Annotated in this window: 25 protein-coding genes and 1 pseudogene; 3 read left to right on the top strand and 23 right to left on the bottom strand. The window is 38.2% G+C overall.

All coding sequences use genetic code 11. From position 1 onward, the window contains the following. Positions 1-46 precede the first annotated feature (46 nt). The 9 genes from IGL23_RS04920 to IGL23_RS04880 form a co-directional block, all read right to left on the bottom strand. Positions 47-907: a DegV family protein gene (locus IGL23_RS04920; RefSeq protein WP_002357950.1), complete on the bottom strand. Its 861-nt coding sequence runs from the start codon at positions 905-907 to the stop codon at positions 47-49. Then, positions 900-1,469 (bottom strand): DUF1836 domain-containing protein, encoded by a 570-nt coding sequence (locus IGL23_RS04915; protein WP_002361647.1) that lies wholly within the window; start codon positions 1,467-1,469, stop codon positions 900-902. The genes IGL23_RS04920 and IGL23_RS04915 overlap by 8 nt, the downstream gene beginning before the upstream one ends. A gap of 126 nt (positions 1,470-1,595) precedes the next feature. Beyond that, a complete protein-coding gene (locus IGL23_RS04910; RefSeq protein ID WP_080279888.1) occupies positions 1,596-2,249 on the bottom strand; it encodes a TIGR01906 family membrane protein in 654 nt (217 codons plus the stop codon). Then, positions 2,237-3,007 carry a TIGR01457 family HAD-type hydrolase gene (locus tag IGL23_RS04905; protein ID WP_002357953.1) on the bottom strand — a complete coding sequence of 257 codons (771 nt, stop codon included), beginning with the start codon at positions 3,005-3,007 and terminating at the stop codon, positions 2,237-2,239. Before IGL23_RS04905 ends, IGL23_RS04910 begins: the two co-directional genes overlap by 13 nt. Before the next feature lie 5 nt (positions 3,008-3,012). After that, entirely contained in the window at positions 3,013-3,642 is a 630-nt protein-coding gene (locus tag IGL23_RS04900) for a YutD family protein (RefSeq protein WP_033595011.1), read from the bottom strand. Positions 3,643-3,676: 34 nt separating this feature from the next. Continuing rightward, entirely contained in the window at positions 3,677-5,059 is a 1,383-nt protein-coding gene (locus IGL23_RS04895; RefSeq protein WP_033595012.1) for a bifunctional metallophosphatase/5'-nucleotidase, read from the bottom strand. A 124-nt stretch (positions 5,060-5,183) separates the two neighbouring features. Continuing rightward, a complete protein-coding gene (locus tag IGL23_RS04890) occupies positions 5,184-6,872 on the bottom strand; it encodes a ribonuclease J (RefSeq protein ID WP_002375145.1) in 1,689 nt (562 codons plus the stop codon). Positions 6,873-6,902: 30 nt separating this feature from the next. After that, a complete protein-coding gene (gene dapA / locus IGL23_RS04885; RefSeq protein ID WP_002357957.1) occupies positions 6,903-7,775 on the bottom strand; it encodes a 4-hydroxy-tetrahydrodipicolinate synthase in 873 nt (290 codons plus the stop codon). A gap of 33 nt (positions 7,776-7,808) precedes the next feature. Beyond that, positions 7,809-8,876: an aspartate-semialdehyde dehydrogenase gene (locus tag IGL23_RS04880; RefSeq protein ID WP_002381968.1), complete on the bottom strand. Its 1,068-nt coding sequence runs from the start codon at positions 8,874-8,876 to the stop codon at positions 7,809-7,811. A gap of 206 nt (positions 8,877-9,082) precedes the next feature. Between IGL23_RS04880 and IGL23_RS04875 the strand changes: the two genes are divergently transcribed. Both IGL23_RS04875 and nfsA read left to right on the top strand, forming a co-directional pair. Beyond that, complete coding sequence (locus tag IGL23_RS04875) at positions 9,083-9,541, top strand: S-ribosylhomocysteine lyase (RefSeq protein ID WP_002357960.1); 459 nt, start codon at positions 9,083-9,085, stop codon at positions 9,539-9,541. Between the two features lie 83 nt (positions 9,542-9,624). Next, on the top strand, positions 9,625-10,359 hold the full coding sequence (gene nfsA / locus IGL23_RS04870) for an oxygen-insensitive NADPH nitroreductase (RefSeq protein WP_002360554.1): 735 nt from the start codon (positions 9,625-9,627) through the stop codon (positions 10,357-10,359). Between the two features lie 57 nt (positions 10,360-10,416). Here the strand turns inward: nfsA and IGL23_RS04865 are convergent, their stop codons facing one another. The 9 genes from IGL23_RS04865 to IGL23_RS04825 form a co-directional block, all read right to left on the bottom strand. Beyond that, on the bottom strand, positions 10,417-10,665 hold the full coding sequence (locus tag IGL23_RS04865) for a YtxH domain-containing protein (protein WP_002357962.1): 249 nt from the start codon (positions 10,663-10,665) through the stop codon (positions 10,417-10,419). Positions 10,666-10,755: 90 nt separating this feature from the next. Next, positions 10,756-11,634: a fructokinase ScrK gene (gene scrK / locus IGL23_RS04860; protein WP_002361643.1), complete on the bottom strand. Its 879-nt coding sequence runs from the start codon at positions 11,632-11,634 to the stop codon at positions 10,756-10,758. 226 nt (positions 11,635-11,860) lie between these two features. Further along, positions 11,861-12,073, bottom strand: coding sequence for a hypothetical protein (locus tag IGL23_RS04855; protein ID WP_002357965.1), 213 nt, complete (start codon positions 12,071-12,073; stop codon positions 11,861-11,863). Continuing rightward, a complete protein-coding gene (locus IGL23_RS04850) occupies positions 12,066-13,094 on the bottom strand; it encodes a DUF916 and DUF3324 domain-containing protein (RefSeq protein WP_430619691.1) in 1,029 nt (342 codons plus the stop codon). Before IGL23_RS04850 ends, IGL23_RS04855 begins: the two co-directional genes overlap by 8 nt. A 273-nt stretch (positions 13,095-13,367) precedes the next feature. After that, positions 13,368-13,637: a type B 50S ribosomal protein L31 gene (locus IGL23_RS04845; protein WP_002357967.1), complete on the bottom strand. Its 270-nt coding sequence runs from the start codon at positions 13,635-13,637 to the stop codon at positions 13,368-13,370. Between the two features lie 100 nt (positions 13,638-13,737). Next, complete coding sequence (gene rho / locus IGL23_RS04840; protein WP_033595016.1) at positions 13,738-15,030, bottom strand: transcription termination factor Rho; 1,293 nt, start codon at positions 15,028-15,030, stop codon at positions 13,738-13,740. Continuing rightward, positions 15,027-16,319 carry a UDP-N-acetylglucosamine 1-carboxyvinyltransferase gene (locus IGL23_RS04835; protein WP_002357969.1) on the bottom strand — a complete coding sequence of 431 codons (1,293 nt, stop codon included), beginning with the start codon at positions 16,317-16,319 and terminating at the stop codon, positions 15,027-15,029. Before IGL23_RS04835 ends, rho begins: the two co-directional genes overlap by 4 nt. A 173-nt stretch (positions 16,320-16,492) precedes the next feature. Further along, positions 16,493-17,362, bottom strand: coding sequence for a class II fructose-bisphosphate aldolase (locus IGL23_RS04830; RefSeq protein WP_002357972.1), 870 nt, complete (start codon positions 17,360-17,362; stop codon positions 16,493-16,495). Positions 17,363-17,564: 202 nt separating this feature from the next. After that, a complete protein-coding gene (locus tag IGL23_RS04825) occupies positions 17,565-18,521 on the bottom strand; it encodes a YitT family protein (protein WP_002381974.1) in 957 nt (318 codons plus the stop codon). 234 nt (positions 18,522-18,755) lie between these two features. Here IGL23_RS04825 and IGL23_RS04820 point away from each other — a divergent pair, with 234 nt between their 5' ends. After that, complete coding sequence (locus tag IGL23_RS04820) at positions 18,756-19,250, top strand: YajQ family cyclic di-GMP-binding protein (RefSeq protein WP_002357974.1); 495 nt, start codon at positions 18,756-18,758, stop codon at positions 19,248-19,250. Positions 19,251-19,266: 16 nt separating this feature from the next. On the opposite strand, the gene IGL23_RS04815 is transcribed toward IGL23_RS04820, so the two are convergent. The 5 genes and pseudogenes from IGL23_RS04815 to celB form a co-directional block, all read right to left on the bottom strand. Beyond that, positions 19,267-19,950, bottom strand: coding sequence for an HD domain-containing protein (locus tag IGL23_RS04815; RefSeq protein ID WP_010819922.1), 684 nt, complete (start codon positions 19,948-19,950; stop codon positions 19,267-19,269). Between the two features lie 21 nt (positions 19,951-19,971). After that, entirely contained in the window at positions 19,972-20,937 is a 966-nt protein-coding gene (locus IGL23_RS04810) for an asparaginase (RefSeq protein ID WP_002382144.1), read from the bottom strand. Further along, the gene (locus tag IGL23_RS04805; protein WP_033595018.1) at positions 20,934-23,396 is read right to left on the bottom strand and encodes a helicase C-terminal domain-containing protein; all 2,463 of its coding nucleotides are present in this window, start codon (positions 23,394-23,396) and stop codon (positions 20,934-20,936) included. Before IGL23_RS04805 ends, IGL23_RS04810 begins: the two co-directional genes overlap by 4 nt. 36 nt (positions 23,397-23,432) lie before the next feature. Continuing rightward, positions 23,433-23,940: pseudogene (locus IGL23_RS04800) on the bottom strand (GrdB-related putative oxidoreductase). 17 nt (positions 23,941-23,957) lie between these two features. Beyond that, complete coding sequence (gene celB, locus IGL23_RS04795) at positions 23,958-25,313, bottom strand: PTS cellobiose transporter subunit IIC (protein WP_002384702.1); 1,356 nt, start codon at positions 25,311-25,313, stop codon at positions 23,958-23,960.

Below are 25,313 nucleotides of genomic sequence, written 5' to 3'. Positions count from 1 at the left end.
AAATGAAAAATCCCCTCAAAAAAATTTGAGAGGATTTTTCATTTAATCAATCATTTAATAACTGTATGCCAACACCTAAAAGTCCTGGTCCTGTATGAACAACTAATGCCGGACTAATCGTTCCAAAGTAAATTTCTTCTGCTTGTGGAAAAGCCGCTTTCAAGCGTTCCATCATTGCTTTTGCTTCTTCCTCTGCCGCACCGTGAGCGACTGCCAAACGAAAACGGGGTGCCTCACCTATAAAGTTCGTCACCAACTCAAACGTTTTATCAAGACTTTTTTTACGGCCGCGAGACTTAGCCACCGTATAGTAAATGCCTTCTTCATTACAAGAAATAATGGGGTTTAATTTTAGCGCATTCCCTAAAATAGAAGTGACTAAACCAATTCGTCCACCTTTTTGTAAATATTCTAAAGTGGCTACATTAAAAAATACTTTTGCGTTGGCTACTTCTTCTGTTAATTTTTGTTGTAATTCTTGCCAGCCTAATCCTGTTTCAATTAATTCTGCTGCTCGTATCGCCTGAATGCCAGCCCCGATACCAATGTTCTTTGTATCTAAAACAAATACATCTAGTCCTTCGGTTTGTTCTCCAAGCAAGCGAACCACATTATAGGTTCCACTTAAACCACTAGAAATGGTCACCGCTAAGACTTTTTCGTAACCCGCTTCTTTAATTTTGTCAAAAATAGCTTGGATTGTTGCACCATCAGGTAATGAAGTACTAGGTATTTCTTTCTCTAAACGTTGATACACTTCTTCTGGTGTAATATCTACCTTATCTGTATAGGTTTTTTCAGGATAAATAATCTGTAAGGGCAAGACATACATGCCGTATTGTTTGACTAATGCCTCTGGAACATCTGTCCCAGAATCAACCAGTAGTGCGATCTTTTCTTTATTCATGTGTCATCTCATCCATTTCTTTTAAGTATTCTTGTTCCAATTCAATCACTTTTTCACTAAACATTTTAGTAGCAAAAGACATTGTCGCTGCTTTTACAGCCAAATATTCAATCCCCATAGGTTCTTGTGATTTGGCCTGAACTTCTTTTTCTTGCGCTTGAGCAGCAATCACATAAATCGCTCGTTCCTGTTCTTGACAAAATAAATTGTACGCTTCACGAATACCAACCGTGGCTCCTTGGAATAAAATGCCTTGCTTAATTTCTGGCAATGTTAACACTTGTTTCAACAACGTAATCGCAATTAAAAACGCTAAATGCTTTTGATTGTAGCGCTTTTTCACTGGGGCCGGGATTAACCCGTGTTTGACATAATTATTAACCATTGAGGACGTTAACAAAGTATGTTTTTCCAGTGTAATCAATGGGGATAAGTATTTTTCTATCAGAGTAATCACTTGATCCATATATAATTCAATGTCTGGTAACTCATGCCATCTTGGCAAATGAACGTTTTCCAATTGTTGGCCCCAATCTTGTAGTGATTTTTCTATCTCGTCCATAAAAACCCTCCTAACCATTTCTAAAAAAGAATATCATACTTTTTACAATTATTCAATCTAGTTTTTAAAACTAGATTGAATAAAAAAGAAAAGCGAGCAATTTTGGAATTGTTCACTTTTCTCTCTTTATTTTTTTAAAGAACGTTTTCCGATTAAAACACCTATCAAAAACAGGACTTCTAATAAAACAAAAAACAAGATAAAACAATGCATAAAGTAGGCTTCAGGCAAGGCATTGATAATCGGATCAGTCAGCGGATTAAATAACCAAGCATCGTTGTTAAAAAATAATCCATGAAACGCAATAAAAAATTGATCAAAGCCAATCAGCATGAAAAAGCCAAAGAGCACAGGCAAAAACATTCCCCACTGAAATGGCCGTATCAATGTCCATAAACGCTGATTTTTTACCAAATATTTTAAATAAAGGATACTAGGCAACAACGTAACTAGTAATACGCCATAGCACAATAAAAACAATTTTTTTACTTCATAAAAATGAAAAGCCGCGCTATCAGACATTGGAAAATCAGGAAATACTAATGTTTTTTCAAAAGGATTGTTTAAGTACATCATTAAATGATCGTAATTTTTAATCAAGGTCACACGATCAACCTCTACGTCTTTTAAAATATTTAAGTGTTGGATATCAAAAAGATACAATGGACGAAAATTAATCGTGATCGTGATACTTAAAGCCACAATCGTTAAAAACAAACAAATGAGTCCAAGCGTTTCCCTTAAACGCAATTTCGACCTCATCATACTCAAAAAGTCCATTCATCTAAGGAATCAACAACATAGGTTGGCGGCGTTGGCAAAGTTGGAACAGCTGACTTAGGGGTAAAACCTGATGTAACTAACAAGCTATCAATACCATTTTGAATCCCTGATTGAATATCGGTTTCATAATTATCTCCAACCATAATCACTTGCTCTTTTTCCACGCCTAAATGCGCAATCGCTCGTTCCATGATAATCGCTTTTGGTTTGCCAATATAAACTGGTTTTGTTTGAGTAGCTGTCTCCACAAACGTCACAACTGAACCTGCACCAGGTAATAAGCCTCTTTCTGTCGGAATGTTCTTATCTGGATTGGTTCCAATAAACAACGCCCCTTTTTGAATGGCTAAGGTAGCTAAAACCACTTTTTCGTAAGATAATTCTGTATCAAGTCCCACGACAACATAATCAGGATTTGTTTCATCCCATTCAAAACCTGCTTCTAAAATTAAGTCAATTAAACCAGCCTCGCCGATGACAAAGACTTTCTTGCCCCGATTGGTTTCTTTCATGTAATCAATCGTCGCTAAAGTCGCTGTATAAACAAGGGATGCTGGGACATGAATATCAAATTCATTTGCTAAACGTTGTGCCACTGTTTCAGGAGATTTAGTGGTATTATTCGTTACAAATAAAAAAGGCAAATCTTTTTCCTGTAACTGCTCGACAAAACGTTTTCCAGCTGGAATTGGTTCTTTTCCTAAATAAATCGTTCCATCTAAATCAATTAAATATCCTTGATAGTCTTTTTTCACTCTGTTTACTCCTCACGTTGACGAATCGTAAAGCCTTTGCCAGATTTTTTGGGACTTGGCTGTTTGGGTGTAGTCGTTTTTTTATTTTCTTCTTTTCGCGTACGAATCACTGGCTTGCTATTTTTATTAGCGGGCGCACTCTTTTCCTCGACAAACGCGTTAGAACGATTATTCTTTTTATGGCGACGACGACGATGCGTTGTTTTTTCTTTACGTTCCCCTGTTCGTTCAATTACAAAATAGGCACAGCCAAAATTACAATATTCATACAAATAGTCTTCTAGTGTATCAATGCGTTGATCCGGCGCTGCCCGACGATTAGAAGTATCAAAAAAGCCACGCAAGCGTAACTGTTCATAGCCCCAGTCTCCTACGATATAATCATAACGCGCTAATACTTCACTAAACCGTTCACCTAAGCGTTCAGAATCAAAGGCATCACGATGATTTTTAACAATTCGGTACTCTCTTTCACCAATTTGAATATCTGTTTCATTCACAATGGTGACAATTTCCCCTTTTTTCTTTTCTTTTACAGGTTCTTCTTTTATTTCTTCAAGAACTGCTGTTAGTTCTTCTGTAAAGGTTGCAGCAGTTTCTGTTTCTTTTTTTTCGGTTGTCTTTTTGTCTGTCATTTTTTCACCACCTAGTTTTTATTATACCTTGTTTTTATTTGATTGGATAGTGGGCATGCAGATAGTTCGCCACGACAGTTCTTAAAACGTCTGGAAATAAAAATTCGACTTCTCCAACTAACTCAATCGTTGGGAAAAACGGAACAAATTGAAAGTGATCCACTGTTGTCAGCGTATACTTCTGCTCTGGCTGAATAGGTTTCCCTTGCCAAAAAACGGTCTGGCTATTTCGCTCAAAACGAATCCCATCATAACATAATTCGCCAAAAATTTTCCCGCGGAAGCCCATCCCGCGAATCGGAAATTTCCGCAGAAATTGACGACTTTTTTCCATTTCACGAATCAAACGGCTCATGTCTGACCCTTTCAAGGTAACCTTGATTAAATGCATTGGATGAGGCAAGGCCTCATGTAATTGGTCTGCATTGATTATTCCTTCTGGTAAATCTGCTAAAAATAACCCGTTGTTTAACACAGCCGCTTCGGTCTGCCCCGCTTCTTTTAACGCTTTCAAGGCAACAGTTATAAAGGCATGCGGTTGCCGTAAGTCCGTTGACAAGGTTTCAGGGATTTGTGCAATTTGCTGCGCTTGCAATAGTCGATGACCTTCCGTTAAGTAACCCGCAATTTCCTTGGCATCAGTTGCTTGCTCTTCTAAACTTGCTGTTTCCATCGTTTTTGCATAACTTGTGACTTGCTTCGTGTCGGCATCCACAAACAGATGCACTTCACCAATATACTGTCCATATTTGCCAGCAGCTGCTAGTTGCACATGATTAATTTTTTCACCATCTTTAAATAAATGATGTGTATGGGAACCTAAAATCACTTGAATTTCAGGATAATTCGCCGCAATCATAAAATCAGTATCTATCCCCAAGTGACTAAGCAAAATGAGAACATCACATTGAGACGCAACTTCTGTAATCAGTTGAGGAAGGACTGCTTCCACTTGTTTGATTGTCCAGCCATTGGGATTATACGTTAAAGGAAATGGTGCGGTTAAGCCAATAAACCCTAACTTTGTGCCTTCTTTAGTTGTCATAATTTTATATGCTTGACAAAAATCTGGTAACGTTTGGGTTTTTGGATCTTCTAAATTAGCTAAGACCACTTCAAATGTTGCCTGATCATATAAATGCTCTAATTGTTTCTTTGAATTGCCGATTCCTTCATTATTTCCAATTGTAACCAGGTCATACGCTAATGTATTCATTATAGCTACATTTGCTCGACCATCTGTTGCTTCGGCCAAAGGATGACACCGATCTGAAAAGTCACCTAAATCAATGGTTACGACTGTTTTGCCCTCTTTTTGGTACAGCGAACGTTTGGCTTTAACCAGACGCCGTATTTTGGGCCAATTTTCAAAGTGAGAATGAAGATCATTGGTATGGAACAACACAATCTCTTCCACTAAAATCGCCTCCTTTATTCAGCGCTCTGATTAATAGTACCATATTTATAGAAGAAAGTTACAAAAAAGAACAGATGACTTTAGAAGAATTTCTCCTAAAATCACCTGCTTTTATCAGGACGAACTATGCGTTATTTTTGGGACGCTTGCGTTGCGTCGCTTCCATGATAACTGGTAAGATCACAGGACGACGTTTGGTTTGTTCAAATAAATAACGGCTTAAGTTTTCGCGGATTTCTTGTTTCAGTTTGCTCCATTCAAAATCGTCACTTTCTAAATGTTTTTCAACAATTTCTGTAACAATATTGCTACTTTCTTTCATTAGGTCTTTACTTGTTTTAACGTAAACAAAACCTCTAGAAGTAATTTTAGCTGGTGAAACAATTCGTTTTTCTCGACGATTAATTGTCACAACAGCCACAAAAATACCATCTTCGGAAAGAATACGACGATCCCGTAAAACGATATTACCAATATCGCCGACACCAATCCCGTCAATCATAATATTTTCGGCCGTTGTGCTGCCAGCTACCGACATTCTACCTTTTGTATACTCTAGAATGTCCCCACGACCTGTAATAAAGATATCTTTATAAGGCATGCCAATTTCATGTGCTAAGTCCGCATGCGCAGCTAACTGGCGGTATTCACCTTGGACAGGAATGAAATATTTTGGTTTCATTAAGTTCAGCATCAATTGCAAGTCATTCGGATTAGCGTGACCAGACACACGTAAATTGTCGGAAATTTGCTTCACCGTAGCACCGGCCCGATAGACAATATCCTCTGTTTTGGCAACCGTTGTTTCCATGGCCGTTGTCGGCGTTGTCGTAATATAAACTAAATCGCCTTCTTCAATTCGAACGACACCATGTGTATTATTAGCCATTTTTTGAAGTGACTTAATCGGTTCTCCCATCCGGCCTGTTTCTAAAATTAATAACTGTTCAGGTGCATATTTTTTCATTTCTTTTGGTTTCACTAATAGATCTTCGCTTGGCAATTGTAATTTTTCCAATTTCATCGCCGTCCGAATAATCCGTTCAAAATCTTGGCCTGTCAAAACGACTTTACGACCAGAACGATCCGCTGCATTCAATACTTGTTGGACCCGTTGCAAATTACTTGCCACACATGCCACGATGATTCGTCCTTCCCAATAGCGAATCGTATCGAACACTTCATCAGCGATTTGGGCTTCGGAAGCAACTTGGACTGGGTTTTCAGCATTTGATGAATCACTAAGTAACGCCAAGACGCCTTCTTTCCCAATTTCAGCCAAGCGGCCATAATCGGTTTGATACATCTCAATCGCACTTTGATCAAATTTAAAATCACCAGTATAAACAATGTTACCTTCTTTTGTTTTGATGCTAACACCAATCGAATCTGGAATGGTGTGCGTTGTTTTAAAGAAGCTCACCGTTGCTTGACCAAAATCAATTTCTGTATGCGGGTCAATCACATGGAAATCTTTAAATTTCTTCGTTTCCGCATGACTGTTGACACTTAGTTTTGCTAGTTCAATCGTTAATTCTGTCCCAAAAACAGGCACTTGAATTTTTGAAAGCAAATACGGTAAGGCCCCAATTGCATCTGCATGGCCATGTGTTAAAAAGACCCCTGCAATTCGTTCACTATTTTCTTCTAAATACGTAAAATCCGGAATGACAACGTCAATTCCTAAAAGTTCGTTCTCTGGATATTGTAATCCACAATCCAGTACAAAAATTTCATCTTCCACTTCAGCAACGTACATATTTTTTCCATTTTCACGAACGCCGCCTAATGGAACGATTTTTATTGTACTCACTCTTTTCACCTCTCTATGATTACACGTTCTTTAAATCTCTAACGTGCGAATAATTCTTTGCTCTTCTTCTGGTGTACAAGCAACTAGAGGTAAACGTAAATTTCCAACAGGAATACCTAAATGATTTAAGGCCGCTTTCACGGGTGCCGGTGAAGGCACTGAAAACAATGCGTTCATTTTTGGTAATAACTGTCGTTGAATTTTAGCCGCTTCCGGCAAGTTCCCCTGCTCCAGCGCTTGATACATCTCATACATTGACGAACCGAAGACATGACTGGCTACCGAAATAACCCCTTGTCCGCCAAGTGCCTTGGTGGCAAAAGCCAACCCGTCTTCTCCAGTATACACTAGAAAGTCTTTTGGCGCTCTTTCAATCAACTCAGTAATTGCATCTAACCCTGCACATTCTTTAATTGCCACAATTTTTTCCAATTGTGCTAAGCGCAAAGTAGTTTCCACTTCTAGACATGCAGCCGTTCTACCAGGAACATTGTACAAAATAATTGGCAGTTCACTTGCTTCTGCGATGGTTTTAAAATGTTGATACATACCTTCTTGATTCGGTTTATTATAATAAGGAACAACCGCCAAAACAGCATCGATACCAGCGATTGTCGCTAACTCTTTCACAAAAGCGACTGAGTCACGTGTATCATTCGTACCTACACCACAAATAATCGGAATACGTCCATCGATCAGTTCAATCATTCGCTGGAATAATTGTAATTCTTCTTCATGAGTTAACGTGGGTGATTCACCAGTTGTTCCTGCTAAAATAACGCCTTCTGTATGATTGGCCAATAAATAGTCTACCAATTGCGGTAGTTTATCAAAATCTATTTCTCCCGATTCTTGAAACGGCGTAACCATTGCCGTAATAATTGTTGCATTCGTTAAATCCATCCTATTCCCTCCCGAGTATACAATACAAACCTTCTAGTCGTTTTCAGGTACACGAAGCAAATTCATTTCGTGTAGCGTTTCAGCAATTTGGACCGAGTTCCAAGCAGCTCCTTTTAATAGGTTGTCTGACACAATCCATAAATGGAAACCGTTCTTCACGTCAACGTCTTGACGAATACGGCCGACAAATGTTTCTTTCTGGTTGACGCTATTTAGCGCTTGTGGATATAGTTGTTCACTTGGCTCATCTTGTAAAATTACACCTGGAGCTTGCGCCATTAATTCTTGGATGGCTGAGACCGATGCATCTGCTTGTTTCACTTCTATATAAACAGACTCAGAATGTCCTGAAATTACCGGAATACGGACACAGGTGGCAACGACTTTTAGCTTGTTGTCTCCCATGATTTTTTTTGTTTCATTCATCATTTTCCATTCTTCGTAGGTATACCCTGCTTCTGAAAAAACATCAATTTGAGGCAACGCATTAAAAGCAATTGGATAATGTTTTTCGTCACTGCCAGCTGGTAAAATTTCAGCTGACCATTCGCTGACAGGTTTTCCCTCTAAAAAATCTTCGGCTTGTTCTTTTAGCTCATTAATTGCACGGATACCTGCGCCACTCACAGCTTGATACGTTGAAACGATGATTCGTTCTAAGCCAAACGCTTGCCGAATTGGTTCCAAGGCCACCATCATTTGAATCGTAGAACAATTGGGATTTGCGATGATTCCCTGATGATTTTTTAAGGCTTCCGGGTTCACTTCTGGAACAACTAAAGGAACATCTTTTGCCATTCTAAAATGGCTAGTGTTGTCAACAACAACAGCTCCGCGCTTAACTGCTTCTGGTGCAAACTTTTCGGAAATACTCCCACCAGCACTAAATAATGCTAAATCGATTCCTTCAAATGATTCCGGGACTAATTCTTCCACGATAAGAGGTTGCCCTTTAAACTGAATCTCTTGTCCAGCAGAACGCTTAGACGCCAATAACCTCACACTGGCAATTGGCAAACTTGTTTCTGCTAACAATTCAATCATTCTTGTCCCGACAGCACCTGTTGCTCCTACCACGGCAACATGATATTCTTTTCCCATATTTTCATACTCCCCTCTTACCTTCTTGTAAAAGCTACTTGTCCTATTTTACCATAGTATTGAAAAAACCTACATAGTCAAAAAAATGATTTTTTTATTTTCCCATGATATTTTAAAACTATTACCCATTAAAGGACTATCCATTGACTTTTGACTTAAATTTGTTATAGTTAAAACGAATTTAATTATAAAGGGAGCGAAATTTCATGGCACGCGTAGAAAGTTTTGAATTAGATCACAACACAGTAAAAGCACCATATGTTCGCCTTGCTGGCACAGAACAAAATGGTGATGCGTTAGTCGAAAAATATGACTTACGTTTCTTACAACCAAACAAAGATGCCCTACCAACAGGCGCATTACACACGTTGGAACATTTGTTAGCAGTTAACATGCGTGATGAATTAAAAGGAATCATTGACATTTCGCCAATGGGTTGCCGCACTGGTTTTTATATGATTATGTGGGATCAACATTCACCACAAGAAATCCGTGATGCATTAGTCAACGTTTTAAACAAAGTAATCAATACAGAAGTTGTTCCAGCAGTCTCTGCAAAAGAGTGCGGAAACTACAAAGATCATTCTTTATTTGCAGCGAAAGAATACGCAAAAATCGTCTTAGACCAAGGAATTAGTTTAGATCCATTTGAACGTATTCTGTAATCTTTAGCAATTAACGACTGAGAAACCCACTATTAAGCTGTGGGTTTTTCTGTTCTCTTTCTTAATTTAAACGGAGGTTTTTTATGAATCAAACAATCGAACAATTACTAAGTCACCGTTCCGTTCGTCATTTTAAAAAGCAAGCGTTAACGGACAAGCAGAAACAACAGTTAATTACTGCAGCTCAAGCAGGATCAAGCTCCAATTTTTTACAAGCTTATACAATTATAGAAATCAAAGATCCTGAGCTACGCAGAGAATTGGGACGTTTAGCGAATTGTGAAGACTATGTCGTTAACACTGGTGTGTTCTATGTTTTTGTTGCTGATTTGTATCGTCATGCAACGATTTTGTCAAAAGAGGGGCAATCATTAGAACCCTTAAAGACACCAGAATCATTATTAGTAGCTGCCGTTGATACAACGATTGCTGCGCAAAACATGGCCATTGCGGCTGAATCTATGGATTTAGGGATTTGTTATATTGGCGGCATTCGAAATGACTTAGACACAGTAGCCAAACGCTTATCTTTGCCTGAATTAACTGTACCACTTTTCGGATTAACAATCGGTGTACCAGAAACGTTAAATGGTGTAAAACCACGGATGCCTTTTGAAAATATTTTAAGCGAAAATCACTACCAATCAGACAAATTGACAGATATGCACACATATGATGAATTATTAAAAGATTATTATGCCAGCCGCTCAAGTAACGCCCAAACAGCGGATTGGTCACAGAAGTCTTTGTCCTATTTTTCTTATAATCGTCGCCCAGAAGTAAAAATTTTCTTGCAAAAACAAGGATTTGATGTCTAAACAAAAGAGCGTGGGCTTACGTTATTTCAACGTAAGCCCACGCTCTTTTGTTAATTTTTATTTATCTTTACTAAATTTGTCTTTTAAGTCTTCAAAGCCTTCTTTAACTTTATCAGTTAATTTTTCAGCGCCTTCTTTAAGGTCGTCGCCGGCATCACGTGCTTTGTCTTTTACGTCAGCAAAGGTTGATTGAGCTTTTCCTTCAAGTTCTTTGCCTTTATCATCCGTAACTTTGCCTTGCGCTTCTTTTGCAGTACCTTCTACTTTATCTTTTGCATCGTCAAAACGTCCTTTTAAATCTGCCATGCTAATCCCTCCTAAATAATTAATTACATAATAAGAGTATCATTCTTAGCCATTTCCTTCAAATATAATGCATGAACTACGAATAAATGGTTATTTTTGAGCCATTAAAGCTTTTTTTGCCAAGGCAAAGCAACCAATTGTTCCTGGATTATCTTCTAAAAGAGGCGTCACCAAGTATTTTTCTAAAGGCGGTGTTTCCACGTATCCATTGACTAATTCAGCAAATTTTTCACGAACTTTCGGCATCAAATGACGTTGTTTCATGACACCGCCGCCTAAAATGATCACTTCTGGCGCTAATAATAAAGTAGTATTGTACGCTGCTTGCGCTAAATAATAAGCTTCTAGTTCCCAAGTTTTATGATCCTCTTCCAATAAATGACCTTTTTTACCAGAACGACCTTCAACTGCTGGTCCTGCTGCAATCCCTTCTAAACAATCTCCATGATAAGGACAATTTCCTGCATACGTATCTTCAGGATGACGACGGACTAACGCATGCCCCATTTCTGGGTGGCTAAAGCCTTCAATAAACTCACCGTTTTGAATCGCTCCAGCGCCAACACCAGTTCCAATTGTATAATATACACAACTAGATGTATGTTGCCCATTTCCAGCAACATACTCACCATATGCCGCAGCATTCACATCCGTTGTCCAAGCCATTGGCACATCAAAATGTTGTTTCATAGTTCCTAACAAGTCAAAGTTACGCCAAGCTAATTTTGGTGTAGAAGTGATATAACCATACGTAGGAGAATCAACGTGAATATCAATCGGACCAAACGAACCAATCCCAATCGCTTTTAAAGGATATTGTTGGAAAAATTCTATTACTTTTTTCATTGTTTCTTCTGGGGTTGTTGTGGGAAAACTGACACGTTCCACAATGGTCAAATCATCTGTCCCAACGCCACATACAAATTTTGTGCCACCGGCTTCGATACTTCCTAAAAGTTTTTCTGTCATTGCAATATGCTCCTTCGTTTCCATTTTATAAGTAAGCGGATACATTACTTTTGATTAAATAACTAACATACACGTTTAGTTTACCACTTTTTTGTCGTTTCGACAGAACAATTTAACAATTTCAGTCAGGTTGCCCAATGAAATCTGGCAAGTTGCTAAAGAGCATTTTTCTAAAACAAAAAAACGAGCATTCACGGTTATCTAACAATGAATGCTCGTTTTTTGTTTATTGATTCTTTAGCGAAAAATATAACAATAGTCCGATTGTAATCCACCCACCACTAAGTAAAAGCATTAACCAACTTAAAAGCGTTTCTTTTAGAATACTTCTGGGTTCTTTTGCATGCTGAATAAAACTCATACTAGTCAGCAAAGAAAAGAGGAAAAACATAAAACAAATGACCGCTAAACCGCCAGACAACCAAAACCAACTAGCCATTATTCTCACTCTCCTTTTCGCTTGTTTTTTGATAATTATTGCGCCAAATGACACTATAAATTGCCCCAATTGTGATTACTAAGAACGTGTAGAAAGTCGGTAACCACCATGTGGGTAGGACCCATTTGACCGTAGCTTCTTGATTCAATTTTTTTGCTTCACGAGTGTTAATCGTAAATTCTTGTTGAAAAGGCCAAGACTGTTGTTCATCTTGTTGTAAAATAGCACGTCCTGTAAATATATAAGTCCCAGCATCTAGCGGTTGTTTACCCAAATCAAGATGAAAATTCATGGAACTATTTAGGGCAAAGCGAACATTTTTTAGTGTCCGTTGTGCAATTTTTTTAGAGGACCCTTTTTTTATCACTTGACCTTCTAAACGAACTTCTGGAAAAATAGCAGCATACGGATTTTGAATGACCGCCTTTAGTGATTTGGCCCCTAAAGCAATTGTAGGTGTTACTTTCGCTAATTTCAGTTGGTTCACCTCTGTTAAAGGAGCATTCTCAGCACTCCTCATAGCAATCGCAACATTAAACCCGTAGCGACTGGTTAATCCCATTGTTTGGTTCTCTTCCTCTGTTTTTTCATCTTTGAGATGCGCATAAACCCCGCCTAAAACAACTCCTTTGATAGGCTGATCAAGTCCCTTCACCTTCATCTTTGCTGATACTGTTTGATGAGGCGGCACACTCACTTCCTCATTTTCTAAAGTAACCAAGTCTGTCAGCGGAACCTTTAACGATGAATCAAGTGGTTTATCAAAATCATTGTACACAATCAACCCATTATCATTTGTTGATGCATTTGCTAGAGTCAATACAATGGACAATTTTTCGTCTGTCTTATTTTTTATGTCTAAGACAATAGTGGAAGATTGCTTTGGTGCCAGAATTAAATCATAATAACTAGATGTTCCTGACACTTGATTTTCTGGTAAAACAGGCGTTACTGTAAATTTAGTCTTCATTTCTTCTGTAGCTTCTACTTTTGGAACAATAATAAAAAATGTGAAAAACAGAAATAGACAGAAAACACCGACTTTTTTTTCTACTCATTTCTTCAAGATCTCCTTTATAAAGCTGAATGTACCTACTAGTCTAACAAATCAGCGAAACAATGCTGATCAATCTTTGACTTTTGGGAAGGATAATCTTGAAAAGAAAGAGGAAAAGATTGGTAAGTTGCTTTATTTCTTTTCTCTGAATTAAAACTACATATTTAACGCAAAAAAGAGGTTTCCCACCACAGTGGAAAACCTCTATAAACCTTGTCATAACAATGTTTTGAAAGACTATGCGTCTGGATTTGCGTTTTCGTCTTTGAGACCGTATTTTTTGTTGAAACGGTCCACACGTCCGTCGGCTTGTGTGAATTTTTGACGACCAGTGTAGAATGGGTGTGAGTCTGAAGTAACCTCAACACGTAATAATGGATAAGTGTTGCCATCTTCCCATTCAACAGTTTCTGAAGATCCTTTAGTTGAACCTGAAAGGAATTTGAAACCTGTTGTTGAATCCATGAATACTACTGGTTGGTAATTTGGATGGATATCTTGTTTCATACGTTTTTTTCGCTCCTTTGCCCTGATCCATTTGCTGTATCAGAGTTATTTTGTCGGTATACAACAATGCTATCTTACCATGTTTTCAGTTGGTATGCAATTATCTTTTTGGATTTCTTTTAATTTGTTTGCCAAACGAAACATCATGGAAAACTTCAAATAATTGTTGATTATTTTGGGTCCGTTTCAACATTTTTATGAATTGATCCGTATATTCCAGCGAGTCTCCTGACATATTATTTCTCAATTTCCACGTTTCTTCTAGTTGTTCTGGTGTCATTAGCAACTCTTCTTTTCGCGTACTTGATTTTTTAATATCAATTGCTGGGAAAATACGGCGCTCTGCTAATTCACGAGATAAATGGAGCTCCATATTGCCTGTGCCTTTGAATTCTTCATAGATGACATCATCCATTCGGCTACCTGTATCCACCAATGCTGTGGCTAAAATAGTTAGACTGCCCCCTTCTTCGATATTTCTGGCAGCACCAAAAAATCGTTTAGGTTTGAAAAACGCAGCTGGATCTATTCCGCCACTTAAGGTTCGACCACTAGGCGGGACCACTAAATTATAGGCCCTTGCTAAACGAGTGATGCTGTCCATTAAAATAACTACGTCCCGTTTGTCTTCAACTAAGCGCATTGCTCGATCCAGAACCAATTCAGCAACTCGCGTATGATTTTGTGGTTGTTGATCAAAAGTTGAAGAAACCACATCGCCTTTAACGCTTCGCTCTAAATCAGTCACTTCTTCAGGACGCTCGTCAATTAACAACAGAATCAATTCCACATCAGGATGATTTTCTGTAATCCCATTAGCAATTTCCTTTAAAACACTTGTTTTTCCCGCTTTTGGCGGCGCTACAATTAAACCACGTTGCCCAAAACCAATTGGGGCAAATACATCAATCATTCGTGTTGATAATCTGCCAGCCGTTGTTTCTAACGTTAATTGTTTTTCAGGATACAACGGTGTTAGCGCTGGAAAATGTGGCCGCTCTTTCGCTTCTTCAGGATCTTTCCCATTGACACTTTCAACATGCATGAGTCCATAGTAACGTTCTGATTCCTTTGGCGGACGCGCCTTGCCAGCTACTTTGTCCCCATTTCTCAATCCGAAACGACGAATTTGAGAAGAAGAAATATAAATGTCTTCTGCACTTGGTCCATAATTAATTGGCCGCAAAAAGCCATAACCATCCTGAGAAACAATATCTAAAATTCCTTCCATGAAGAAAAACCCTTGATTCTCAGCTTGTGCACGAATCACAGCTAAAGACAATTCTTTTTTGTTCATTTGGCTATAATAAGGAATTTTAAACTCTTTCGCGTACGCATAAATATCTTTTAACGTACTGTTTTCCAATTCAGCCATTGTTAAATAGTCGCTCATTGATCCACCTCAAACGGACCTTCTTGTTCTTCGGTTTCTAGCATTTGAATATCAGCGCCTAAAGCAGTTAACTTTTCGATAATGTGGTCGTACCCACGTAAAATATATTCTACATTATAAATAGTGGTCGTACCTTCAGCCATCAAGCCGGCAGTGACTAGGCAAGCGCCTGCCCGTAAATCAGAGGCGACTACTTCTGCACCGTGCAATTGATTTGGACCATTTAAAATAATCATATTGCCTTCAACCGAAGCATCGGCCCCCATCCGCACTAACTCAGGGATATGCTTATTTCGTTGAGCATATATCGTATCAATAATTTCACCAGTTCCTTGCGCTTTTAAAAGTAATGGCGTTAACGGTTGTTGTAAGTCTGTGGCAAACCCAGGATACGGATAGGTTTTCACCGTCGTCATTTTCAGATCATGTGATGGATGAACTTCAATCATGTCTTCTTCAATTGTCATCTTAACGCCCATTTCTTGCAATTTCGCAATGAAGCTTTCTAAATGCTCATAAATAACATTTCGAACTTTGATTCCTTCACCCATAGCTGCTGCCATAGCTAAATAAGTCCCAGCTTCAATTCGATCTGGAATAATCGAGTGACGACAACCATGTAATTCTTCGACACCTTCAATCCGAATAACGTCCGTTCCAGCTCCTCGAACTTTTGCACCCATGTTATTTAATAATGTAGCAATATCAATAATTTCTGGCTCACGCGCAGCATTTTCAATAATCGTTTTGCCTTTGGCTTTAACTGCGGCTAACATGACATTGATTGTAGCGCCAATAGATACCATATCCATAAAAATTCGTGTTCCTTGTAAGCCAGCTTCGTCTGTTCTCAAGTACATCGCCCCATGTTCGTTGGTTACATGAGCGCCTAATGCTTCAAATCCTTTGATATGTAAATCAATTGGACGAGGTCCTAAGTAACAACCGCCAGGTAAGCCGACAACGCCTTCCCCAAATCGACCAAGAAGTGAGCCCATAAAATAATAGGACGCACGTAAGCTATTGATTTTTCCTTTTGGCATTGGCACAGAAACAACTTCTGTTGGATCAATAATTAATGTATTATTTTCAAAAGTAATTTTAGCACCCATAATTTCTAAAATTTCAATTAATGAGTGAACATCCTGAATGTCAGGAACGCCATCTAAAGTCACGGGCGAATCTGCTAAAATAGCAGCTGGAATTAAAGCGACTACACTATTTTTGGCGCCGCTAATGGTTACTTCGCCCTTTAATGGACGATTCCCATTGATTACGATTTTTTTCATTTATATTCTCACCTATCTGTAATATACGTTTTCTAAATAAACTACCCAATCATTCTATCATAATCAAGCTTAAGAAAAAAGAAAACTTCTCAGGTATTTTAATAGAATGAAAAAATAACAAAAAATAAAAAAGACAGCCACGTGCTGTGGCTGTCTTTAACGTAACTAGTTGATTAAGCTTTGTTAGCTGAACCGAACCAATCAATGTGTTCTTCTGCATCTTTGATGATTGCAGCTTTACCTGGTGCTAATAATTTACGAGGGTCAAATCCTTTACCTTCTAAATCTTTACCAGCTTCAATATATTCGCGCGTTGCTTTAGCGAATGATAATTGGAATTCTGTATTTACGTTAACTTTTGAGATACCCATTGAAATTGCTTTTTCAATTTGTTCTTGAGGAATACCAGAACCTCCGTGTAATACTAGAGGTACATCAGAACCGACAGCTTCAGCAATTGCTTGTAAGTGATCAAATGCTAAACCTTTCCAGTTTTCTGGATATTGACCATGGATGTTACCGATACCACATGCTAAGTAGTCAATACCTGTAGCAACCATTTGTTTACATTCTTCGATATCAGCTAATTCGCCAGTACCGATGATTCCGTCTTCTTCACCACCGATTGAACCAACTTCACATTCGACAGAAATACCTTTAGCGTGAGCTTTTTCAACTACATCTTTCGCTAATTTTAAGTTTTCTTCGAATGGTAAGTGAGAACCATCAAACATGATTGAAGTATAGCCAACTTCGATACATTCTAAAGCAGCTTCGTAGTCACCGTGGTCTAAGTGAATTGCTACTGGAACTGTGATATTCATTGAGTCTACTAAATTAGTAATCATGTCTTTAGCTACTTTGTAGCCGCCCATGTATTTAGCAGCGCCCATTGATGTTTGGATTAGAACTGGTGCTTTTTTAGCTTCTGCTGCTTCTAAAATCGCTTGTGTCCATTCTAAGTTATTTGTGTTATAGCCACCTACTGCATAGCCGCCTTTACGTGCTGCTTTTAAGAATTCTGCTCCTGATACTACTGGCATAAAAAATTCCTCCTAAGTTTTTAAAAACTTTATTTGTTAGGTGTTCCCTAACCAACGGTTCTATTTTAGCAGAATTCCTGACACTTTTCTAGTAAAATTCCCTTTTTCAGAAAATTTTTGTCTATTCTTTCACATAACCTTCATTTTTATAAAAAAACCTCCAGTTTTCCCGTTATCACTTTGGGATCTGAAGGCCGACTTGCTATTTTAATTTTTTCTTTGGCGGATAACGTTTCACCTTGTAAGATTGAAGCTCAGGAAATGTTCCTGTACTATGAAAAATCCGTTGTTCATCTTCATTGGCAAAACGCCCTAAAACCGATTGTGTTGGTAAAATATTTACAAAGGCATTCTCATCGATACTGTAAACTGCTTGTTCTAAATCATAGAGTTCGTAGCGAGTAATGACCATCATAATCATCCGACCTTCTGCACCTGAATAGCCGCCGATTGAAGGCAACAAGGTCATGCCACGAGCGATTTGTTGAGAAACTTCTAAGGCAACAGCTTCTGGTCTCGTGGTGACAATCATTGCTGTGACTTTTTGGTGACTGGTATGAATCATGTCGACCACCTGACTCAAACAGTAAATAGAAATAATAGTATACAACGCACTTTCCCAGTTAAATACAAAACCAGCCAACAGCACAATAATACCATTCAATAAGAACATAAAATTACCAACTGTTTTCCCTGTTGTTTTTGAAAGAATCAGTGAAATAATGTCCATGCCGCCAGTGTTAAAGCCCATTTTCAATGAAAGCCCTGCGCCAACGCCGACTAAGACACCACCCATAATTGCGTTCATCAAAGGATTCGTTGTGACTGTTACGATTGGCACAAACATAGTGACAACGGAAATGCCAATAACATTGATGAAACTAAGAATCGTTGATTGTTTCCCTAATTTTACAAACCCTAGAATGAAGACGGGAATGTTTAAAAATAAAATGAAAATCCCTGTATTAATATGGATTCCTAAATTTGTATATAATAATGTAGCAATGATTTGCGCAATTCCGTTCATCCCTGCCGAAAAAACTTTTGCCGGAATCAAAAAGAAATTCAAACCGACCGCAGAAGTCAAAGCGGTTATCGCCATCACTGCTATTTTTTTTATCGATTCATTCCTTTGGTAAGTACTAACCAATCGACTCATTTTTCTTCGCTCCTTCGCTATTCTTCTGACTTAGAATAACAGGTTCTATCCTAAAAGAAAAGGGGCTAAAAGCGAACATTGAAAAAAATTTTTTTGCAACGTTTCCATGAAAGAATGCGGGAAGATATCCCTAAAAACTGATCTTCTTATTTCTCTATTCAAAATGATTCTAGCCTAACCTTTTTTACTATTTCATGATATGATGAAGCAAAGAATATTTTAGGAGGTTTTTACATGGCTGCAAAAGAAGCAAGTTTTGATGTAGTTTCAGAGGTCAATATGGAGGAAGTCAAAAACGCGATTCAAATTGCCTTGAAAGAATTGAAAAATCGTTTTGACTTTAAAGGGTCAATTGCTGATATTAAATTGGAAAACGATAAATTAGTAGTCGTAGCTGAAGATGATTATAAAGTCGAGCAAGTGAAGGATATTTTATTTGGAAAATTAGTCAAACGCAATGTTCCGATTAAAAATATTCATTTTTCAGAAAGTGAAAAAGCCTTAGGCGGTACCGCTCGCCAATATGGTGATTTAATCAGTGGTATTGATAAAGAAAATGCGAAAAAAATCAACACAGCTATCAAAAACTCTGGTATTAAAGTTAAGTCACAAATCCAAGAAGACAAAATTCGGGTAACTGGAAAAAGTCGGGATGATTTACAAAAAGTCATGGCTCTTTTACGAGAATTAGATTTACCAATGGCTCTTGAGTTTAACAATTATCGCTAAAAAAATCCTTCAACTGTTAATGAACAGTTGAAGGATTTTTTTGTTTTGGTACCAGCCATTCTTGATTATTCAATAAAACGATTGGTCGACGTTGGATTTTTTCTGAAAAAGCGGTAATTGCTTTAAAAACCTTTGGCATAAAATAAAACGCATTTAATTCTTCTAAATCCAGTTCTTCTTCTGCCGTAAACGAGACACAAACCTCTTGTTCTGAAAGCATAATTTCAATTTTCTTTAAAAATTGAAGTTGCCGCATTCCTGGCACGAAATAACCAGCCTTTGCAACACGAGAGGTTGTAATATCTAATTTATCACTAATGATTAGCGCTAGTGTCATTAACTCTTCCGAATCAAAGCCATTACTATGATTTTCTATAGAAGATAAAATTTCTTCTTGATAAGGCAAACAAATCTTTTGCTTACGAAAATATGCTTCTGCAAATTGTTTCCCACGAAGTGCATGTCCTGCTTTTCCTTGTAGCGCACCCACATCATGGAGCAGTGCCGCAATTTTTGCCGCCTCTAAATACTCCTCTGAAACAGCAAGTTGTTTCAAAATCATTTCCGTCATGGCTACGACATTGTTTACATGAAACCAATTATGGTATGCCCACCCAGCTTCTTCATCTTCCATTTGACCAATTGCATCATAAATTTGTCGAATTTCAGTATCTTGATGAATGCGTTCAAACAGCTTCATTTATTTTCTCCTTAAAATTAGTTACTGTTCCAAAAATTCTTTTAACTCTGTAGGATTTTTTTCGCTGTTTAAACCAACAATTAAACGAATCCGCGCTTTCGGTCCGTTTAAACCACGGGCAAAAACGACCCCCATTTTTTTCAAGCCAACGCCACCACCAGCATAATCATAGATATCTTCAGCAATGCCATTGGAACAACGAGAAACTAAAACGACTGGAATCCCGTTGTCTAGCATTTTTTGTAATGCTGGGAGCGTTTCTGGCGGTAAATTACCCGCGCCTAGCGCTTCAATTACTAACCCATCCGTTTCTGGGGTGTTTAATAATTCAAACATCCGTTCACCCATCCCCGCATAGGCCTTCACTACGTGGACATTTCCTTTCACAGAAGAAACATCGCAGACTTCTTGCGGTAAGACCTCTTTCGCAAAAAAAGCACGTTCTTTCGCAATGGTTCCAATTGGTCCAAAAGTTGGCGTCCGAAACGTTGCTACGTTCGTTGTATGTGTTTTTGTCACATAACGCGCCGTATGAATTTCATCATTCATCACGACTAAAACACCTTTATCGTACGATTCGTCTGAACAAGCAGTCCAAATAGCACTGATGAAATTATACAAGCCATCACTACCGATTTCGTTACTTGACCGCATTGCTCCTGTTAAAACAATGGGGATTTTTTTCTCTAAGGTTATATCTAAAAAATAAGCTGTTTCTTCTAATGTATCTGTTCCATGCGTAATAACCACGCCATCAATTGGTTCAGAATAAGCTTTTTGAATCCTTTCTTTTAATTGAAACATCCGTTCTAAGGTCATGTGTGGTGAGGGAATATTAAAAATATCTTCGACAACTAAATGAACCTTGCCAGAAAATAATGCTTCTTGTTCCATCAACGGATTTTTTTCATTCGGGGCAACACTTCCTCCTGCTACTTTCGACATGGAAATGGTCCCACCTGTATGAAGGACTAAAATGGTCTTCATTTGTTTCCTCCTTTGTTTTCTTTATTTTTTAACCAAAATTGTTTCACTTGTTGAATGAGTTGTTCATTGGTGTTTGCCTTTCGATGCGCCAACCAATGCGGCGGAAAGAAACGCTGGACACTTGGTAATTCAAATCGTTCGTCTAATAACAACACAAAGCCTTTATCTTGCGCATCTCGAATGACACGTCCAGCCGCTTGCAAGACTTTATTCATACCTGGAATTTGATACGCAAATTGAAACCCTTGCCCTCGCTCTTCTTGATAAAAAGTGCGAATCAGTTCTTGCTCCGGATTCATTTGTGGTAGCCCGACACTAACAATTATCGTACCAATCAATCGGGTACCTTTCAAGTCAATTCCTTCTGAAAATATACCACCTAAAACACAAAAACCGATGAAAGTTTCTTGAGGATTCTCTTTAAATTCAGCTAAAAATGCTTCTCGCTCTTTTTCGTTTAAGTCCGTTCCCTGAATTTGAGTTTTTACTTGCGGGTAACGTTGGCTAAATACTTGATAGACATCATCCATATAGGCGTAGGAAGGAAAGAAAATTAAATAATTACCTGTTTTTGTTTCACTTAACTTCCCTAAAAGTTCACTAATCTGTGGATAACTTTTTTCACGGTTTTTATAGGTTGTTTGAAGATGACTACCAATCATCAACAATTGATTTTCTTCTGGAAAAGGATACGGAATCCGATAACGTAGGCTTTCTTCACCTCCACCAAGCACTTCTTGATAATAATTCAGAGGTGTTAAACTTGCCGAAAATAAGATACTCGCTTTCCCTTTATCTAATCGTTGTGACAATAAATAAGCCGGATCGACACAAAATTGTTTCACAACGCAGTCATAGTTTCGCAAAGAAATAGACGTATAAAAGCCGTTGTCGTAGTACTCGCTGATTCGAAGATAACTTAAACAATCAAAATAAAAACTGAGAATCGACGCCAATTCCTCAATGTGTTGATTTTCTGGCAACCATTCTGCAATTACTTCTGTTAATCGATGTATCTGTTTAACTAATGAATCAATTGGCGCACGTTGGGCAAAAAAATCCGTGTCTTTTTCTTCACAGATTGCTTCAATATCATCAAACGTAGTTAAGACTTTTTGACAAGCTCTTTTTAATTGAACAGATTCTTTTTGCAATCTTTTTTGAATTTGCAAAACCGCATTCCTAGAAATAGCGGCCGAATACATCTCCCGTGAACGATTAACCAAATTATGGGTTTCATCCACTAAAAAAATATTCTCTTCTGCACTTTGGGGTTCTTCAAAGAAGCGCCGTAAATAAACCGTTGGATCAAATAGATAATTGTAATCGCCAATAATTAAATCACACCAAAGACTTGCATCTAGCGACAACTCGAATGGACACAAATGGTGCTTTTGTGCATACCGTTCAATAACCTCTCTCGTTAAATGATTTTCATGTTGCAATAAATCCCACAGTCCCTCATTTAAACGATCATAATAGCCGTCAGCAAACGGGCAATGTTCTGGTGTACAATTTCGTTCAGTTAAAAAACAAATTTTATCTTTTGCTGTTAACGTAATACTCTTAGTTTGCGCTTGTTTTTCGGACAGCGCTTTGACGGCATCTTCAGCCACTTGACGCGTAATGGTCTTAGCTGTTAAATAAAAAATCCGTTCACCTTCTTCTTCACCAATTGCTTTCATCGCTGGAAAAAGAGTGGACATTGTCTTGCCTGTTCCAGTTGGTGCTTCCACGAAGAGCCGCTGTTTACTAAGAATTGTTTTATAGACGGCTACCGCCAATTCTCGTTGCCCTTTGCGATACTCCCCGTAAGGAAAACTAAGATTTTTTAATGATTTATTTCTCAAAATACGCCACTCTTCTTTAAAAATTACCCACTGTTCATAGCGCTTCATCAAATCAGTAAAAAACTCCGCTAATGCAGCTTCTGTAAAATGGCGTTCTTGTCGTGTGATTTGTTTTGTGGTGGTCTGATAATAAGTGAGTTGAAGCGTTATTTCAGAAAGTTGTTCTTGTTGGCAATACATGTGACCATAACACATCGCTTGATACCAAAACAATTCGACCTTTTCTGGCGGCAATTCTTCAAACGCTGGCTCGGATGTTTTAATTTCATCAATGACCACTTGCCCAGTTTCTTTCACAAAAATGCCGTCTGCACGACCTTCTACACAATAATTATGTCCATTTAAAGGCACCTCAATTTTTAAAGATACTTCCTTTTGATAAAGGCTCCCCGCTTCCTTTTGCAACATTCGATGAAGGCGACTACCTTCTTGTGGTGTATGTTCACTCACATGGCGAGAATCGATACTTCCCCGCCTTAAAATAAATTCGACCACTTGACGCACCGCAATTTTTCTCGTTGATTTCACGTAATCCCACCTATCTGCCTCCCTATTATAGAACATACATTCGCTAAACAAAAGAAAAAAATCCAAAACGAACACAATCATGCGTTCATTCTGGATTTCTCTTTAGATTATCAACAATTAAAAACAACTTGTTTCTTCTAACTGTTTGGTTTCTTTTCCATTTGCTTTTGCCACGACCAATTGCGCCATTTGTTTAAACGAATTATTTAAACCAATGCCGCCCTTTTTGGGCATCTTCACAATCGGTACTTGCTGATAATAGTGACTAACTGCTGGATTTTCTTCTGCCATCGCTGCAATTGCAGGAATGCTCGCAGCATTAAACTTACAAGCTAGATGAGCGGCCATTTCTCCAAAATTAGGATAATGCATGGCAGGTCCGCAAAGAACCGCATCGGCATGAAACTCCAATAAATTTCTTTGCTACCTCTTCCTCGTTTTCCAAATAATATTGGTCACCACAATAAAGTGTCGCAACAATTTCCGCTCCTTGCTTCTGTAAAAATGGTAGCAATGTTACCCCTGGGCCTAAGGGAGCTTTTTTACCACTTGGTTTCAGCTGAGCTTGTTCATCACTGCCAAATCCTGCTAAACTGTGGTTTAAGACTAAAAGGATTTTTTTCATGCCTATTTCCTCCTTATTTATAAATCATCGAAGTCAAAGGAATCAAAATCAATTTCTTCACTCTCTTCTTCTTGTGCTTTCCATTCTTCACGTAAATATTGGTCATCCATAACTCGAATAAAAGGATAATAAATGAACATTCCTAGTACCAATAAGAGAGCTTGCAGAATTGATCCTTGCCAACCGCTGACTAAAAATCCTGAGATAATTGGTGGGGTCGTCCACGGCAATTGAATACCATTCGTCAATGGAACTAAGCCCCAATCCATAGCAAAATAGGCAATAATAATATTAATTGCGGGTACTAAGACAAATGGAATTAAAAGGATTGGATTTAAAACAATTGGCAACCCAAAAATGATTGGTTCGTTAATCCCAAAAACACCAGGAATTAGTGAAAGTTGCGAAAGCTTTTTAATTCGTTGACTTTTACAGAATAAGACCATCACAATGATTAATGAGAGTGTGGAACCGGCGCCACCAAATGTTGCAAACATATCTTGAAATTGTCCAGTGATGATGTTGGGAATTTCATGGCCGTCTTTAAATGCTTGTAAATTTTCAACAGACAATGCCCGCAAAACAGGATTAAAGACTGCGCCAACCACGCTACCTCCGTTAATGCCAAAGAACCAAAAGAAGTGTAAAAATAAATAAGCAATGCTCATTGCACCTAAGGTATTACCAAGACTCAATAAGGGCGTTTGTAGAAATTCAAAAATAACATCTTGTAAATTACCATAAGGAGTTAAAGCAGCCAGCCAATTGACTAAAAACATGAGAGTAACAACTAAAAAACTCGGAATCAGGGCCTCAAAAGACTTAACCACTGTTGGTGGCACTCCTTCTGGCATTTTTATTGTCCACCCTTTACGAACAATGGCCACAAATAAACGAGTCGCAATTAATGCGACAATCATTCCTAAAAACAAGCCACTGGAACCCATCCATTTTAAAGGTAAACTAGTAACTTCATAAACCTTTGAACTATTTTCCGGTGTAAATAATGTTTGATAAGGCGTTACAATAAAAAATGAAACCAATGCGATAATTCCTGCTTGCATTGCATCCACATTGAATTGTTTCCCTAAACTATAGGCAATACCGACAACGGCCAGAATGGTCATTACATCAAAACTAGCACTAGCTGGAACAGACATCATTGTCGCCCAGTCTTTACCAAGCAAATGAGACATCCAAGTATCCCATTGCGGCAAAGGAAAATTAGCAATTAATAAGAAGACCGAACCAACAATCAACAAGGGCGTTGATAAAAGGAAGCCATCACGAATCGCTACTAAATACTTATTTTCTCCTATCACTTTTGCCAAAGGGGTCAATACGCGCTCTAACCAATCCAAAAATTTTTGCAC

Source organism: Enterococcus sp. MSG3299, from assembly GCF_050555765.1.
Lineage (GTDB): Bacteria > Bacillota > Bacilli > Lactobacillales > Enterococcaceae > Enterococcus > Enterococcus faecalis.
This window is presented reverse-complemented; position numbering and strand designations above follow the sequence as displayed.

Bases quoted from the DNA above. Each gene is read 5' to 3' on its own strand.
- IGL23_RS04865 (WP_002357962.1), bottom strand. From the start codon at position 10,665: ATGGCAGATTTAAAAGGACGTTTTGACGATGCAAAAGATAAAGTAGAA.
- dapA (WP_002357957.1), bottom strand. From the start codon at position 7,775: ATGGATTTAACGAATGCAACAATTATTACGGCAATGGTTACGCCGTTT.
- IGL23_RS04920 (WP_002357950.1), bottom strand. From the start codon at position 907: ATGAATAAAGAAAAGATCGCACTACTGGTTGATTCTGGGACAGATGTT.
- nfsA (WP_002360554.1), top strand. From the start codon at position 9,625: ATGAATCAAACAATCGAACAATTACTAAGTCACCGTTCCGTTCGTCAT.
- scrK (WP_002361643.1), bottom strand. From the start codon at position 11,634: ATGACAGAAAAACTTTTAGGAAGTATCGAAGCCGGTGGCACAAAATTT.
- IGL23_RS04900 (WP_033595011.1), bottom strand. From the start codon at position 3,642: ATGACAGACAAAAAGACAACCGAAAAAAAAGAAACAGAAACTGCTGCA.
- rho (WP_033595016.1), bottom strand. From the start codon at position 15,030: ATGAGCGACTATTTAACAATGGCTGAATTGGAAAACAGTACGTTAAAA.
- IGL23_RS04820 (WP_002357974.1), top strand. From the start codon at position 18,756: ATGGCTGCAAAAGAAGCAAGTTTTGATGTAGTTTCAGAGGTCAATATG.
- IGL23_RS04845 (WP_002357967.1), bottom strand. From the start codon at position 13,637: ATGAAACAAGATATCCATCCAAATTACCAACCAGTAGTATTCATGGAT.
- IGL23_RS04830 (WP_002357972.1), bottom strand. From the start codon at position 17,362: ATGCCAGTAGTATCAGGAGCAGAATTCTTAAAAGCAGCACGTAAAGGC.
- IGL23_RS04880 (WP_002381968.1), bottom strand. From the start codon at position 8,876: ATGGGAAAAGAATATCATGTTGCCGTGGTAGGAGCAACAGGTGCTGTC.
- IGL23_RS04815 (WP_010819922.1), bottom strand. From the start codon at position 19,950: ATGAAGCTGTTTGAACGCATTCATCAAGATACTGAAATTCGACAAATT.
- IGL23_RS04810 (WP_002382144.1), bottom strand. From the start codon at position 20,937: ATGAAGACCATTTTAGTCCTTCATACAGGTGGGACCATTTCCATGTCG.
- IGL23_RS04915 (WP_002361647.1), bottom strand. From the start codon at position 1,469: ATGGACGAGATAGAAAAATCACTACAAGATTGGGGCCAACAATTGGAA.
- IGL23_RS04825 (WP_002381974.1), bottom strand. From the start codon at position 18,521: ATGAGTCGATTGGTTAGTACTTACCAAAGGAATGAATCGATAAAAAAA.
- IGL23_RS04875 (WP_002357960.1), top strand. From the start codon at position 9,083: ATGGCACGCGTAGAAAGTTTTGAATTAGATCACAACACAGTAAAAGCA.
- IGL23_RS04805 (WP_033595018.1), bottom strand. From the start codon at position 23,396: ATGATTGTGTTCGTTTTGGATTTTTTTCTTTTGTTTAGCGAATGTATG.
- IGL23_RS04855 (WP_002357965.1), bottom strand. From the start codon at position 12,073: ATGGCTAGTTGGTTTTGGTTGTCTGGCGGTTTAGCGGTCATTTGTTTT.
- IGL23_RS04910 (WP_080279888.1), bottom strand. From the start codon at position 2,249: ATGGACTTTTTGAGTATGATGAGGTCGAAATTGCGTTTAAGGGAAACG.
- IGL23_RS04835 (WP_002357969.1), bottom strand. From the start codon at position 16,319: ATGAAAAAAATCGTAATCAATGGGAATCGTCCATTAAAGGGCGAAGTA.